This window comes from Sorangium sp. So ce693 (genome assembly GCF_051521375.1).
Classification (GTDB): domain Bacteria; phylum Myxococcota_A; class Polyangia; order Polyangiales; family Polyangiaceae; genus Sorangium; species Sorangium atrum.
The window spans coordinates 4,575,343-4,589,244 of sequence record NZ_CP150347.1 but is presented as its reverse complement, the minus strand read 5'-3'; the positions used below and the strand labels follow the sequence as shown (position 1 = coordinate 4,589,244).

Sequence of the window (13,902 nt, the reverse complement as noted above, 5' to 3'; positions counted from 1 at the left end):
CGTTCGGAGGTAGGAGAACGCGGCGCGAAGCTTGGTTAACGCCTCGGTCACGGGGGCCTGCCGTGGGCGCGGAACCGAGCGCGGTGCCTTGCGCCGATGCCCGCAGAAGCGACGCGGCCGCTCACGGCGGAGATCGAGGTGCGGAATGCTAGACAGGAGGGAGGCGGAGCGCCCCAGGCATGTTCTGACGCCTCGGGGTGCGGGGCGAAGGGCGCTGATGGCGCCCCGGAGCCCCCAATGTCGGCCTGAGACGAACTTGGCTCTTCACCCTCGAGGTCGGCAGATCAGATCCCGCCGACCTCGAGCGCTCGCCAGGATCAGGGCGGTCCCGCGGCGCCGTCCGCGATCCATTTACGCAAGATCTCGAGCTGCGCCGGGCTGACGGTCGGCCCCCCCGTGCTGGGCGGCATCACGCCCGAGATGCACTGCGCCGTGGAGGTCTGCTGGCAACCCGCGCCCTCCGCCTTGCCGGCCGCCTTGAGGTAGAGCCAGCTGTGGTCGGGGTCGCCCGGGACGACGAGCTTGAACTGGCCGCCGTCGCGGGAGGGCACGTTGACCAGACCGTCGACGATCTCCCTGGAGCTGAGGTGGCCACCGAGCGACAGCCCCGCGTTGGCGCCCGACTCGGCGTGGCAGCCGCTGCACAGGTTCGTCGCGCTCTCGAAGATGGGCCGCACCTTCTCGTGGAAGTACCCGGACTCCACCGGCAAAGGCGCATTGGGATCCCTGACGTCCTCGGGGTCCAGGTTGTCCTTGATGATCTTGATCTCGGTATCCATCTCGCGACACTGCGCGACGAGATCGTCCTTCAGCTTCTTGTCCGTCGGCAACAACCCCTTGGCGAGCCGGTACTTCTCCCACACGTTGTCGATCCAGCCGTGGAGCTTCCAGAACATGTAGTTGTCGATGTTCGCGCTGGTGTTGTTCACACCATGCGTCGTGTTGCCCGGCCGCGCCCACTTGGCGTGCAGCACGAAGTGGAGCCCCACCCACGGCATGCTGGCCGCCCCCGCCAGCTTCTGACCCACGTTGCACTGAAGCCAGAAGCCGAGCTCGCCTTCGTCCTTGAACCTCGCGAGGTTCTCGGGCTTGTCGATCTCATCGCCGATTTTCCCGGCGGCGAGGGCGTCCGCGTCCCAGTTCTTCCACGCGGAGCGCCACTGGGGCGGCACGTCTTCCGCCTTGGTCGGGAACTTGGTGAAGCCGGTGAACTGCTCTTTATGATTCGGCCAGAGCTGCTGCAGCGCCTGGATCATGTGGCGGTGAAACACGAGGAACTGATAGCCGTCGCCGGCGGTCTGACAGTTCTGATCCTTCGGGACCAGCTGCTTGAAGTCGCAGATGCCCACCTTGCTCCCGGCGCCACCGAAGTTGCAGGCGCGGATCGCGTGCCACTCGACGTGGGCGTCCTGCCACCTGTTTTCATACATCCAGTCCAGGACCTGGGGCTGCACCGTCGTATCAACGATGTTCGGATCGTTGTTGCCGGGCGGAAAGAACTCCGCCGGGCCATCCTTCATGTTGGGATCCGAGTCGCTCGGGTGAGGCATGTACCCGCTCTCGCAGTGGTCGTACGCAGGATGGTCGTCCGGACCGCCGCCGACACCGGCGCCTCCAGAACCCGAGACCGCGCCCGAGCCCGAATCCGCGCCCGTGCTCGCCTGCGAGCCAGCACCCGAGCCCGCGCCCGAGCCTGAGTTCACGCTCGATTGCGAGCCCGCGCCGCCCGTCCCGCCCGTCGCATCGGGTCCTCCCGCGCCGCCCTCCGACGCGCCGCTCAACGAGTTGCCATCGTCACCGGCGCACGCGCTGAGCAACAACGCGGCCAGCGCGGCGAGCGTGGCCAGGCCCCGCCGCGATGTACGGAGTTCGGTCGCAGAACCCTGGTGCAAGTCGATAAATCGCATGTCGCTCTCTCAGGCTCTCAGGCCGTTAGGCTCAGTCCGTCAGGCGCAACCCGCCTCACCTCGGGCAGGCAACACCACTCTACCAGCGGCACGCGAACTTCGTCAACGGTGTTAACGAATGTACTGTAACCGTGTATTTATCAACATGTGAACGCTCACAGGCAGGCTGTGCAGTGAGGGCGGCCCTTTCGACGCGTTTTGACTCGGTAGCCAGGCCGTCGGCTTCAGATATCGAGTCGAGCGAGGCGACTTGCCAGCGCCGGAGTCTCAGCGGACGTGGATATCCGGCTTCGGCGGCGCGGCCATCCCCTCCCCGATATGGAAGCTCGGGTGAGGCGGCTGGTTGTAGGCGCCGTTTTGCCACGAGATGGCCACGCGGTACTGCGGATCGTGCATCAGGGTGTAGATCCGGTTCGTCGCGGCCTGGTTCGTGGTGAAGATGCGGATGGAATCGCCGCAGCGGAAGATCACCTCTTCACGCCAGTCGCCGAGGAGGTCGGCGCTGAGCGTCGGCGTGCTCTTCGTGCCGTTGTTCGAGGTACACCCGGCGGCCGTGAAGTTCGCCCCTTGGCCGTCGGCCTGGCGGATGCCATTGCCGTCGAGGAGCTCCCGGCTCAGATCAGCGTCCCACCAGATGAGGAAATTGCTCGACGCAGGGCGGTTCCCGACGCGATCGCCGTCCGAGCCGCCCAGCAGCTCGCTGTTGTTGACCCACGCCTCGCTGCCGGGGCTGCGCGGGTCGACGTCCGCAGCCACGCCCCGGCCGGGGCCCTCCTCGCCGCCGTTGCCTGGCCCCTTCCAGAGGACCTCGCACGTGCGGGCGTCACGCATGGCGTAGGCGGGCGACTCGCTGCCCTCGTACGGCTGGAACACCTCGAGTCCAGGGCGCGACGGGATGTGATCCGTGACGTGCAGCGCGTCGCCGTGAGCATAGTAGTTCACCGCGCAGAGGCCCTTGCCGTCGTTGTCGAACGTGGCGCCGCCGTTGATGATCTCCTGCTGCGGGTCGTCGTCCACGTTCGCGACGCTGATGGAGTGGCAGCCCTTGCCGCCGAACGCCTCGTTGGCGCGGCTCGAGCTGGAGTCGAACGTCCAGAGGTTCGAGAGCGCGCCGTCGCGGTAGTTCCAGGCCGAGAGCGTCGTGCGCGCATAATAGCCTCGCCCGAACACGACGCTCGGGCGCCCCGTGTCGTCGAGGAACGCGACGGTGCCGACGAAGCGGTCGACGCGGTTGCCGTAGCACTCGTTGTTGCCCCAGCTGCACACGTCGCCGCGCCCGACCTTGAACTCGGTCGTGGCGAGCTCCGCGCCGGTGTCGCCGGCGAACACGGTGAGGTACTCCGGGCCGGTGAGGATATAGCCGTCGTTGTTGCGGTAATCCTTGGAATCGTCATCGCCGGCCGCGGGCCCCTTGCTCAGGTACTCGCCCCTCCCATCGCGCGTCCCCGGCGCCGTCTTGACGGCCACCTCCGCCTTCCCGTCGCCGTCGAGATCGTACACGAGGAACGGCGAGTAGTGCGCTCCGGCCCGGATGTTCACCCCGAGATCGATGCGCCAGAGCCGCTTGCCGTCGAGCGAGTAAGCGTCGAGGTAGGTCTTGCCGGTGCGGCCGGCCTTCGAGTTGTCCTGGAGGTTCGACGGATCCCACTTGAGGATGATCTCGTAACGCCCGTCGCCGTCCACGTCTCCCACGCTGCCATCGCCGCTCGAGTACGTGTAGCCGTCCCCTGCGGGCGGCGGCGTCGTCGGGATGGACAGGTATCCATCCTTCCACACGGACGCGGACTCCGACTCGCCTTGCTCGACGCCGCCGACGACGGGGCGCACGGTGTAGACCGAGCTCGGAGAGCCGCCGCGGTCCACGAGGTTCGTGGAGTCCGTGAGCGGCGCGTCGTTGACCTTGGCGCCGTCGCGGTAGACGTTGAACGCGATGTCGTCGGGGTCGTAGCCGAACAGGCGGAAGCCCACGTACGTGCCGCCGTCCGTGGGCACGGCCACGACACCGCGGTCGAGGTCTTCCATCTGCGCGAACCCCGTGGGCGCCCCGCCGCCCGCGCCGCCGCCCGCGCCGCCGCTGCCGGTCGAGGCGCTCGTCCCGGCGCCGCCGCTGCCGGACGCAGCGCTGGTGCCCGCGCCGCTGCCGCTGCCGCTGCTACCGCTGCCGCTGCCGCTGGACGCCGCGCCGGTCGCGCCGCCGCCCGTCCCAGCGCCCTCCCCGCCAGCGCCGCCCGCGCCGGTTCCGGAATCACCGCTCGATCCGCATGCCAGGTGAGCGGCAGCGAGCGAAAAGCAAACGAAGAAATTAGATCGTCTCATGCATACCTCGCGCGGCCCCTCATCGTCCGGTCGGCGCCTCGCCTCCCGGCCGTGAGCGGAATGGTGGCCTCGTTTCTCACCCAGGTTGTGAGAGCAGGACGAAGTCAGTCACGAGAATTGCACGGGACGCACGATTTCTCGTGCATTGAAATTTTACCGCCATGCACCTGAGGACAACGGGCTCGACTGGCCCGAGCCCCTTCGGGGCAGCAGGTGCTCGCGCTCGAACGGCTCGCCGCAAGGACGGTTGTGGTGGGGATGGGGATGCTGCCGTGACGGCACGCGGAGACGCGCGCGGCGCTGCTAGCGCTGCCGAGCGACGGAGAGGACGCGGAACGTCTGGTCGGCGGCGGCGCCCGGCTTGCGCCGGGTGCCCCACCCCACCGCGGCCCGGTAGCTCCCGAGCAGCCCGGAGGCCTCGAGCTGTCCCTCGTCCACCGCGGTTGGCCGCTCCGCCTCCGGGGCCACGTAGAGCGCGTCCACCGGGCAGTAGGCCTCGCACATGAAGCAAGTCTGGCAGTCGCCCTGGCGGGCGATGACCGGCGCGCCGCCCGGGACGCGGTCGAACACGTCGGTGGGGCAGACCTCGACGCAGAGATCGCACCCGATGCACCGGGCATCGCTGACGAGCTCGATCATGGCGCCTGCACCTCCGCCGCAGCCGCGCCGATCGACGCCGGCGCGGGCGACTCGGGGCGCACCCACACGTGGTCGAGACCGCCGGTGATCAGCCGCCGCTGCTGCGCCGGATCGAGCCCGGGGTGGTCCTTGTGCTTGTGCATGCCGCGCGTCTCGGTGCGCGCGCGCGCCGCGTTGAACATCCAGCGCGCGGTGGCCACCATCGCGGCGCTCTCCCGCGCCCGCACGGCCTCGCGCACCGCCGCCCCGGGCCAGGCCTGCCGCACGTCCCTCCACAGCCCATCGAGCCTGTCGAGCGAGGCCGCGAGCCCCTGCGCGGTGCGGAAGAGGTTCTTGTCGTACGGGAACACCTCGTCTTGCACCGACCGGATCACCCCCTCCGCGTCGAGCGGCCTCGTCCCGCCCGCCGCCGGGAGCGCGGCTCGGCCAACTCCCTCCACCGCGCGCCGGCCGGCGCGCGGGCCGACGCTGCGCGCGAACAGGGCCGCTCCCTCGCCGGCCCACTGGCCGGAGGAGATGGCCCACGCGGCGTTGTGGCTGCCGCCGCCCGTGAATCCGCCGCAGATGAGCTCTCGCGTCGCGGCGTCTCCGGCGGCGTAGAGCCCCGGCGCCGACGTGGCGCAGCCGTGGCTGGTGATGCGTATCCCGCCCGTGCCGCGCACGGTGCCCTCGAGCCGCAGCGTGACCGGGAACCGTTGCCGGAAGGGGTCGATGCCGGCGCGATCGAAGGGAAGGAAGAAATTCGGCTGGGCCGTGCGCATCCACGCCTGGAGCGCCTCGTCGGCCTTGTCGAGCTGGGCGTAGACCGGCTGGGTGAGGAGGGTCTCCGCGATCACGGACCGGCCGCGCTGCGAGCCGGCCCCCTCGATGACGCGCCCGTCCTCGTAATAGAACGTCGCCCAGTTGTAGAAGAGGGTCTTTGTGACCGACGCGAAGGCCGGGGCGATCGCGTAGGCGTTGGAGAACTCCATCCCTGACATCTCGGCGCCCGCCTCGGCGGCCATCAGCCCTCCGTCGCCGGTGAGGACGTTGGTGCCGAGCGCCTTGCTCAGGAAGGCGCAGCCGCCGGTGGCGATGACCACGGCCCCGGCCTTTACCACCCACCTGTGCCCGAGCTGCCGGCAGACGCCGGCCGCCCCGGCGACAACGCCGCTCCCGTCGACGAGGAGCTCGATCGCGGGGCTGTGGTCGAGGATGCGGACGCCAGCGAGCTTCACCCGCTTGCGCATGAGGCGCATGTACTCGGGGCCTTGCAGGCTGCGGCGGACGGGCTGCCCGCTGTCGTCGACCGGAAATGGATAACCCCAGGTCGCGAGGTCGTTCACGCTGGCCCACGTCTTGTCGAGCACGCGGTCCATCCAGCCCCGGTCCGCGAGGAAGCCGCCAAGCCCCTCCCGGCTCGCCTTGGCCGCCTCGCGCATCTCGGGGACCGGGGGCACGTACCACACGCCGACCCCCGAAGGCGCCGTGGCGCCGCTGCTGCCGCAATACCCCTTGTCCGCGAGCACCACGCGCGCGCCCTTCGCCGCCGCGGCGAGCGCGGCCCACGTCCCGGCGGGCCCGCCGCCAATCACCAGGACGTCGGCCTCCAGCGCCAGCGTGTCGCTCCCGTCGAGGACGCGTCCGCCCTCGCCCTCAGGCTCCAGTTCCTCGCTCATGATGGGAAGGCTCCCTTGTTCAGGCCAGCTGCCTTGTCCGCCCCTCTCCAGCGCAATTGCAGCCGACATGCCATCGCCTGTTTCCCGGCGCCGATCCGGTGGGCGGCTCCCTGATTGCTGGAGAGGCACCAAGGGCTGCTGCCAAGGTGCTGCTCCGGGCGCACCTCCGCGGCACCTCGCGCGCATCGACCGCCGGGCTCCGGCTATTGCAGCTGGAACCCCATCGCCAGGAGGGCCGCGCGCAGCCGGTCGCGCCCGCGCAGCGCCTGGGCCGACTCGACGCGCGCGGCCGAGTGGCGGCTCCAGCTCCCCTGCACGCCCATGCGCTCCTTCGTATAGAAGCGCTCCATGAGCTGGTCGTAAGCATCGAGCGCGCCCACGCTTCGCTCGAACGCGCCGTACTGCTCGCGGTGCAGGACGACCTCTTGCGGGAGCCGCGGCTTGATGCTCGCCGGGGTGGCCTGGTCGGGCCAGCCCACGCACAGGCCGAACGTCGCGAACACCTGGGGTGGCAGGCCGAGCTCGGCCGCGACCGCTTCGGGGTGGTTCCGCAGCGCGCCGATGTAGACGGTGCCGAGGCCGAGCGACTCGGCCGCGACGAGCGCGTTCTGCGCGGCGAGCGCCGCGTCGACCACCGCCATGACGAACATCTCGAGGTAGTCGAGCCCTTCGTGCCCCACGCCGCGGTGCTTCGCGAGCTCGCCGAGCCGCTGCAGATCGGCGAGCCAGACAAGGAACAGCCCGCAATCGCGCACGTGCGCCTGGCCGCCGGCGAGCTCCGAAAGGCGCCGCCGCCGCTCGGCGTCCTGCACCGAGAGCACGCTCCAGAGCTGCAGGTTCGACGAGCTCGGCGCCGACTGCGCCGCGGCCACGAGCAGCTCGAGCGTGCCCTCCGGGAGCGGCCTCGGCGCGTAACGCCGCACCGAGCGATGCCCGAGCAGCGCCTCGATCACCTCGTTCCACTGCGCAAAGCGCGGCGCCGGCCCCTCGCCGCCGTACCGCTCGCCGTAATACGCCACGCCGCGATCACTCATCGGTCTGCTCCTTGCCATCCTTGCAATCGATCGTCTCTCGCAGCGCGGGACGTACTCCCCTGCCGCGATGCCAGGCTGTTCTCTGCGCGCCTCGGCGCCGCGCTCGCACAGCGCGACGATCCGTGGGAGCGCGCCAGCCGGACGTATCCGTTATAACGGATGGACTATCCACCATAAAGAACAAAACCGCGCTGCTCGCCGGGCCGGGGTGGCGCTCGCTGCGGCCTTGACGTTCTCGCGCCGGAGCCCAAGCCAACCCCGAGCTGCCCGCCATGAGCCCCGTCGTGTATGCGAGCCTCTGCGTCCTCGTGCCCCTCGCCTGGGGGGTGATGGTCGTCTGGGTCTCGAACCGCGTCGAGGCCATCGTGGCGCGGCGGAGGGCGCGCGCCGGCAAGGCGGCCCCGCCGCTCCCGCCCACCGAATACCATATCTGAGCGGGGCGCCATGCTCGAGATCAGCCTTCATGCTGGCGTGGGACACCCCGTCTCGCTGGTGATGCTGGCGCTGATCGGGCTCTTCATCGGCTACATCGCGGGGATGTTCGGCGTGGGCGGAGGCTTCCTGCTCACGCCGGCGCTGATCGCGATCGTGGGCGTGCCCGCGCCGGTCGCGGTCGGCTCGGCGCTCTGCCAGAAGTGCGGCACCTCGATCGCGTCCTTCCTGAAGTACCGCCACCTCGGGCGCGGCGAGCCTCGCATCGATCTCGTGATGCTCGGCGGCAGCCTGATCGGCGTGGACGCCGGGACGCGCCTGCTCGCCTACCTCTCCGAGCGCGGGAGGTGGGTGGTGCTCGGCCGCCCCGTCCCGGCGGTGACGCTCGTCCTGGATCTGGTCTTCATCGTGCTGCTCTCGCTCACGACCGTCTACGTCGCGCGCGACGCGCTCCGGGCGCGCGGGCGCGAGGCGCCCCGGGGCGACGTGACCATCCCGGGGCCGCTGGTGACCCGGATCCGGATCCCGCCGTTCATCGATCTCCCGGGCGTGGGGCTCGAGCGGGTCTCGGTCCCGATGATGGCTTACCTCGGCTTCGTGCTGGGCGCGGCCTCGGGGCTCATGGGCATCGGCGGCGGCGTCCTCTTCATGCCGATCCTGCTCTACGGCTTCGGGCTCTCGGTGCGCAACGCCGCAGGCACGGGCGTGCTGCTCCTCTTCGTGACCGTCGCCGTGGGCACGTTCGAGCAAGCGCTCCACGGCTTCGTCTCGCTCCGCCTCGCCCTGGCCCTGCTCGTCGGCTCCTCCGTCGGCTCCCAGCTAGGCGCGCTCACCACCAACGTCCTCCCGAACCGGATCCTCCGCCTCCTCTTCGCCGTGCTCGTCGCCGCGACCGTCGTCATGATCGCGGTCGACCTGGGTCATCTCCTGATCGGCCACCAGGGGCGCCGCTGATCCAGCTGGCCCGCGCATCCGCCGCGCGGCGCCCCGCTTGCCGTCGGCCGGTCCTGGCACCACGCCAGTCGTATGAAGTTCTCCGTTCTCGCTCTGGCCGGCCTCGGCGTCGCCATGCTCACGACGGGGTGTAGCAAGGAGGACCGAGCCCTCGCGGAGGAGCGCCCGGTGCAGCCCGCGAGGGTCGAGCGGCAGCCCGTCGAGCCGCCGCTCACGGCGACCGAGGTGCCCGTGCCAGGCGACTTGCCGGCGTTCGTCGTCACCGGGCCGCTCGGCGCGTGTCCACGGATGGTGTTCCTTCACGGCATGTGCGGGCACGGGATGGGCTACGTGCAGGCCTTCGCGAGGGCGGCGCGGGAGCACGGCGGGGTGCTCGGGCTCCAGGGCGACGTGCCCTGTGGCGCCGACCGGGTGTTCAGCAAGTACTCGCCCGACGTCGACGAGCAGGACGGCCGCATCCGGAACGCGCTGGCGGCGTGCGGCGGCGAGGCGGAAGACCTCGTGGTCATCGGCTACTCGCAGGGTGCCTATCTCGCCGAGCGGCTCGCGGAGCGGTGGCCGGAGCGGTATTCGCGGCTGGTGCTGCTCGGCGCGCCCACGACGCCCTCGGCCGCGCGCCTCCGGGGCATCCGGGGAGCGGTGATGATCAGCGGCGAGCTCGACGCCACGTACCGCATGAAGGAGGGCGCGAGCGGGCTCCTCGCCGCCAAGATACCGGCGGTCTACCGGGAGATGCCGGGCGCGCACCACGGAGCGCTGCCGGACGCCGAACGGGTGATGGACGAGGCGCTCGACTGGCTCGACGCGAACGCGCGGCCCCGCCCTTGAATCGACATGACGAGGGCCCTCGTCCTCGCGCCGACCAGGGCCCGGCTCGGGGCCCTCCTTGCGAAACGTCCTCTTCACCGTGGAGAGCCAGCGGGGGAGGTGGAGCAGCGCGGGGCGCCGGCGGGGCAGGCCCCCACAAACCCGAGCGCCGGCCCGCAGCGAAGTGATCTCTCCCCGATCTCGCCCCCCGTTCAACGGGCAATAGCCGCCACAAGGCGCGAGTTTGTGGGACAGCCCCGCCGGCGCCCCGCGCTGCTCCACCTCCCCCGCTGGCTCCGCTGCAGCCGGATCGTGCTACTTAGAAGTCGCCATGGCCGCCCGCGGTCACCCGACGGGCGCGGCCCCGCCGCTCGCGCCGCGGCACCGCTCGACGTCCTCCCAGAACGTCGGGTACGTCTTCGCGACGCAGGCCGGATCCTCGATGGTGATCCCTGGCCGGCACAGCCCCAGGATCGCGAAGCTCATCGCCATGCGGTGGTCGCTGTAGCTGCGCACGAGCGCGGGCGTCAGCGGCCGAGGCTCGATGCGGAGCCAGTCGTCGCCGTGGGTCACCTCCTGGCCCAGGCGGCGGAGCTCTGCGACGGTAGCGGCGAGGCGGTCCGTCTCCTTGATCCGGATGTTCGCCACGTTCCGGATCGTCGTCGGCCCCTCGAGGAGCGGCGCGATCGCCGCCAGCGTCATCACCGTGTCCGAGATGTGGTGCATGTCGACGTCGATGCCGCGCAGGCGCCCGTCGCTGCGCACGGTGGTGGCGTCGGCCTGCCGGCTCACCCGCGCGCCGGCCTGCTCCAGGAGCTCGACGAACCGGTAGTCCCCCTGCAACGCCCCGTCGGCGAGGCCGGGCACGGTGATGGATCCGCCCGCGGCCGCGGCGAGCGCGAACGGATAGCTCGCGGACGACGCGTCGGGCTCGATCCGGTACGCCCGCGGGCGGTACCCCGCGGCGGGATGGACAGTGAACCCGCCCGCGGCCTCGTCGATGCGGCCGCCGAAATCCGCGACCATGCGCCGCGTGATCTCGACGTAGGGGCGACTGACCAGCTCGCCGGCCACGCGCAGGTCGATGGCGGCGTCGGCGAAGGGGCCGGCCATCATCACCGCCGAAAAGTACTGGCTGGAGCGATCGCCGCGCATCGTCAGCGTGCCGCCCTTCAGCCGGCCGCCCCGGATCCGGAGCGGCGGGCACCCCGTCGCGCACTCCACATCCGCCCCGAGCTGCCTCAGGCCGTCGACCAGATCGGCGATCGGCCGCTTGGCCATGTGCTCGTCGCCGACCAGCACCACCTCGCCCGGCACGAGGCACGCGAGCGCCGCCAGGAACCGCACCGTGGTGCCGCTGTTCCCGACGAACAGCTCGCGCCCCGGCGCGCGCAGCCGGCCCCGACCCCCCTTCACCACCAGCGTGTGCGGTCCGGCGTCCTCGATCCCGATCCCCAGCGCCTCCAGGGCGGACCGCATGTGCCGCGTGTCGTCGCTGTGGAGCACCCCCTCCAGCGTGCTCTCGCCGTCGGCGAGCGCAGCCAGCACGAGCGCGCGGTTCGTGATGCTCTTCGAGCCAGGGACCCGCCAGATCAGATCAGGCGGCGAGGAAAGCGGTGTGATGGGCAGGGGGCCGGCAGGGATCATGAGGGCGGCGGACTATAGCGAGGCGCATCTTCGTGCGCCACGGGCTCATCGCGTCGCTGCGTCGCTCGACCGAGCCCGGATCACACGAATCTGCGCGGCGCCGCGCCGCCGCGCCTCACTGCGGCGCATATGCCTGGAACTCGCCGCTCACGTGCAGCAGCGCCATGAAATACAGCATGCCGTCGTAGTAGCGGTACTGCCCGCTCGGGGGATCGAGGTCCCAGAGCGCCTGGACGAAATCGGCGGACCGCTGGTCGGTGGCCGCGAGGCTGAATACGCGTACGCCGGGTGCGTCTCGTCGGCGTGGAACATGTATGTCTTCGCCCAGTTCCAGAGCGCGTTGAACTCCGCCTGATGGTCTGTCTGGACGGCGATCATCATGCCGTAGCTCATGCCCTCCGAGCGCACGTCCTCGCTCGCGATGTCGCGGATCTGCGCGAGCGGGCCGTTGTCGTTCTCGTCCTGCTCGAAATAGGCGGACTGCTCGGCCGGATCCCCCTTGAAGAGATGGTCCCAGGCGGCCGCGATCTTGGCGTTCACCTCGTCCTGCGTGCGCCCGTTCTCGGCGAAGAGGTTGCGGTACTCCCCCATATCGACAGCCCCGCTCCCGCCAGGCGTCGACGCGCCGCCCCCGCGCCATCGCCACCCCCGCTCCCACCGCCGCCATCGGCAGCGCCGCCGGTCCCTGCCCCGCCCGCGCCGGAGGAAGAGAATTCACACACCGCTCTCCTCACCCCAATCGCCGACAGCTGCCCACGACATGGTCGCGGTCGAGCGCGCCAGCCCGAACCGCCCCGTCCGATCGAGCGCGATGACGCCCCCGGTGATGTCGAGGCGCTCCGCCAGGTGCGCGATGATCCCGCTCGCCGCGTCGACAGCGCCGATGCCCGCGCGCATCCGCTCCACGGCCGAGTGCGCCACCACGAGCCGGATCATCCCCTCGCCGTGGCCGGTCGTCGACACGGCCCCGGCCTCGTCGTCGGCGTACGTCCCAGCCCCGATGAGGGGCGAGTCCCCCACCCGCCCGACCCGCTTGTTGACCGTGCCGCCCGTGCTCGTCGCCGCGGCCGTGAGCCCGCCCCCGTCGAGCGCCACCGCGCCGACCGTGTTGCCCGCCCAGGAGGTCGCGCGGATGCCCTGCTGGGCCGCCGCGAGCGCCTCCCGGGCCGCCTCCGTGATGAGCGCGGCCTCGCCCACGGGCGAGAACCCCTTCATCCGCGCGAACCGCGCGGCGCCGTGCGCGGCGTACAGCACGTGCCGGCCGTCCTCCAGCGCCGCGCGCGCGATCGCGATCGGCTCGGCGAAATCCGAGAGCGCGCAGACAGCGCCGGCCCTGAGCCCGCGGCCCTCCATGATCGACGCGTCGAGCTCGATGTGGCCCTCCTCGTTGAGGCACGCGCCCGTGCCCGCGTTGAAGAGCGGATCGTCCTCGAGGACGCGCACCGCGCGCTCGACCGCGTCGAGCGCGCTCCCTCCCTCGGAGAGCACGCGCGCTCCCTCGCGCGCCGCGCGGAGGCACCCCGCCGCGTGCAGCGGCCGCCGCTCAGGAGCGACGTCGCCCGCGCCGCCGTGGACGAGGACGGAGCGCCGCCCGCCGCGCCCGCCCAGAGAATGGATGACGTGCTTCACGATCGTGGCACCCTACCCCGGCGCGCGCCCGGAGGTCCACGCCCACCCGAAGCTCACTCGGGCGGGAGCGCGCTCCGCTTGGCCTTGAGATCGTAGGCCATGCCGCACGGCAGCGCCGCGAGCACCGGCGCCACGCTGAGCTCTCCGGCGACGAGGTCCTCGCACCGCGACCCCGCCGTGGGCACGAACTCGAAGGACATCGTCGCCTTGAACCCGGCGACGTCATCCCCTCTGCCGCCGAGCTGCCCGAGCGCCCGGTCGCGGCGCTCGACGGAGCACGGCGGCCCCGGCGGCGCGTCGCCGGCGCGCATGTCCACCACCACGCGCCCGTCGATCGAGAAGCTCACGTCGTCGTCGTCGATGACGCCTGGGATCACGCTGGCGCCGTTGTTCCAGTACAGGGACCCGTCGCCGCGCGCGAGCTCGACGTCGAACTCCCACAGGCGCTTCGCGCCGAGCGCCCCCTCCCCGCACGTGTTCGCCGTCTGCGTCCCGACCACGTGGAACGCGCCGAGCGCGGTCCCCCGCTCCGGCGCTTCCTGATCGCCGAAGGCGTCGGCGCAGGCTGGAAGCAAGGGCAACGCCGGCAGCAGCGCGAGCAGCAGCATCCGCATCGAGCCCGCGTACCAGACAGGCACGGCGCAGGACAAAAAAGCGCTCGCAGGCAATGGAAATAAAAACGGGTCGGGTGCTTTGCTCGCACCCGACCCGTCCCGTGGGCCTCTACCGGAGGCCTTCTGGACCCCGCTTGATCCCGCCTGTGCGGCGCCCCCCCTGTCCCATCGCGACGAGCGTTCGGCCCCGGAGCGCCGGTGAGAATCGTTGCTGGAAGACCTGAGTCTTCCTCGATTCCCTCTCTGCCGGCCTCGCGGAGGTCGC

General features: G+C 71.1%; 12 protein-coding genes. 3 read left to right on the top strand and 9 right to left on the bottom strand.

Features of this window, described 5'->3' with window-relative positions; genetic code table 11:
* Positions 1-317 precede the first annotated feature (317 nt).
* From WMF14_RS17355 to WMF14_RS17335, 5 genes are all read right to left on the bottom strand, one after another.
* The gene (locus WMF14_RS17355; RefSeq protein WP_437802278.1) at positions 318-1,781 is read right to left on the bottom strand and encodes a hypothetical protein; all 1,464 of its coding nucleotides are present in this window, start codon (positions 1,779-1,781) and stop codon (positions 318-320) included.
* A gap of 393 nt (positions 1,782-2,174) precedes the next feature.
* Positions 2,175-4,223 carry a rhamnogalacturonan lyase gene (locus tag WMF14_RS17350; RefSeq protein WP_437802276.1) on the bottom strand — a complete coding sequence of 683 codons (2,049 nt, stop codon included), beginning with the start codon at positions 4,221-4,223 and terminating at the stop codon, positions 2,175-2,177.
* A gap of 303 nt (positions 4,224-4,526) precedes the next feature.
* On the bottom strand, positions 4,527-4,862 hold the full coding sequence (locus tag WMF14_RS17345) for a 4Fe-4S binding protein (protein ID WP_437802274.1): 336 nt from the start codon (positions 4,860-4,862) through the stop codon (positions 4,527-4,529).
* Positions 4,859-6,520 (bottom strand): FAD-dependent oxidoreductase, encoded by a 1,662-nt coding sequence (locus tag WMF14_RS17340; protein WP_437802272.1) that lies wholly within the window; start codon positions 6,518-6,520, stop codon positions 4,859-4,861. Before WMF14_RS17340 ends, WMF14_RS17345 begins: the two co-directional genes overlap by 4 nt.
* 203 nt (positions 6,521-6,723) lie before the next feature.
* Positions 6,724-7,554, bottom strand: a complete 831-nt coding sequence (locus WMF14_RS17335; protein ID WP_437802271.1) for an NADPH-dependent oxidoreductase — start codon at positions 7,552-7,554, stop codon at positions 6,724-6,726.
* Between the two features lie 272 nt (positions 7,555-7,826).
* On the opposite strand from WMF14_RS17335, the gene WMF14_RS17330 reads away from it, so the two are divergent.
* The 3 genes from WMF14_RS17330 to WMF14_RS17320 all read left to right on the top strand — a co-directional run bounded on the left by WMF14_RS17330 (position 7,827) and on the right by WMF14_RS17320 (position 9,768).
* A complete protein-coding gene (locus WMF14_RS17330; RefSeq protein ID WP_437802269.1) occupies positions 7,827-7,988 on the top strand; it encodes a hypothetical protein in 162 nt (53 codons plus the stop codon).
* Positions 7,989-7,998: 10 nt separating this feature from the next.
* Positions 7,999-8,940 (top strand): sulfite exporter TauE/SafE family protein, encoded by a 942-nt coding sequence (locus tag WMF14_RS17325; protein WP_437802267.1) that lies wholly within the window; start codon positions 7,999-8,001, stop codon positions 8,938-8,940.
* A 72-nt stretch (positions 8,941-9,012) separates the two neighbouring features.
* Positions 9,013-9,768, top strand: coding sequence for an alpha/beta hydrolase (locus tag WMF14_RS17320; RefSeq protein WP_437802265.1), 756 nt, complete (start codon positions 9,013-9,015; stop codon positions 9,766-9,768).
* Between the two features lie 324 nt (positions 9,769-10,092).
* Here WMF14_RS17320 and aroA read toward each other — a convergent pair whose 3' ends face one another.
* The 4 genes from aroA to WMF14_RS17300 all read right to left on the bottom strand — a co-directional run bounded on the left by aroA (position 10,093) and on the right by WMF14_RS17300 (position 13,637).
* Positions 10,093-11,394: a 3-phosphoshikimate 1-carboxyvinyltransferase gene (gene aroA, locus WMF14_RS17315; protein ID WP_272098253.1), complete on the bottom strand. Its 1,302-nt coding sequence runs from the start codon at positions 11,392-11,394 to the stop codon at positions 10,093-10,095.
* Positions 11,395-11,541: 147 nt separating this feature from the next.
* Positions 11,542-11,985 carry a glycosyl hydrolase family 8 gene (locus tag WMF14_RS17310; protein ID WP_437802262.1) on the bottom strand — a complete coding sequence of 148 codons (444 nt, stop codon included), beginning with the start codon at positions 11,983-11,985 and terminating at the stop codon, positions 11,542-11,544.
* 123 nt (positions 11,986-12,108) lie between these two features.
* Positions 12,109-13,023, bottom strand: a complete 915-nt coding sequence (locus tag WMF14_RS17305) for an isoaspartyl peptidase/L-asparaginase (protein WP_437802260.1) — start codon at positions 13,021-13,023, stop codon at positions 12,109-12,111.
* A 53-nt stretch (positions 13,024-13,076) separates the two neighbouring features.
* Positions 13,077-13,637, bottom strand: a complete 561-nt coding sequence (locus WMF14_RS17300) for a hypothetical protein (protein WP_272098249.1) — start codon at positions 13,635-13,637, stop codon at positions 13,077-13,079.
* Positions 13,638-13,902 lie beyond the last annotated feature (265 nt).

What these genes read in the sequence shown, in the direction of transcription:
- WMF14_RS17350 (WP_437802276.1), bottom strand. Translation starts at nt 4,223, where the DNA reads ATGAGACGATCTAATTTCTTCGTTTGCTTTTCGCTCGCTGCCGCTCAC.
- WMF14_RS17345 (WP_437802274.1), bottom strand. Translation starts at nt 4,862, where the DNA reads ATGATCGAGCTCGTCAGCGATGCCCGGTGCATCGGGTGCGATCTCTGC.
- WMF14_RS17340 (WP_437802272.1), bottom strand. Translation starts at nt 6,520, where the DNA reads ATGAGCGAGGAACTGGAGCCTGAGGGCGAGGGCGGACGCGTCCTCGAC.
- WMF14_RS17335 (WP_437802271.1), bottom strand. Translation starts at nt 7,554, where the DNA reads ATGAGTGATCGCGGCGTGGCGTATTACGGCGAGCGGTACGGCGGCGAG.
- WMF14_RS17330 (WP_437802269.1), top strand. Translation starts at nt 7,827, where the DNA reads ATGAGCCCCGTCGTGTATGCGAGCCTCTGCGTCCTCGTGCCCCTCGCC.
- WMF14_RS17325 (WP_437802267.1), top strand. Translation starts at nt 7,999, where the DNA reads ATGCTCGAGATCAGCCTTCATGCTGGCGTGGGACACCCCGTCTCGCTG.
- WMF14_RS17320 (WP_437802265.1), top strand. Translation starts at nt 9,013, where the DNA reads ATGAAGTTCTCCGTTCTCGCTCTGGCCGGCCTCGGCGTCGCCATGCTC.
- aroA (WP_272098253.1), bottom strand. Translation starts at nt 11,394, where the DNA reads ATGATCCCTGCCGGCCCCCTGCCCATCACACCGCTTTCCTCGCCGCCT.
- WMF14_RS17310 (WP_437802262.1), bottom strand. Translation starts at nt 11,985, where the DNA reads ATGGGGGAGTACCGCAACCTCTTCGCCGAGAACGGGCGCACGCAGGAC.
- WMF14_RS17300 (WP_272098249.1), bottom strand. Translation starts at nt 13,637, where the DNA reads ATGCGGATGCTGCTGCTCGCGCTGCTGCCGGCGTTGCCCTTGCTTCCA.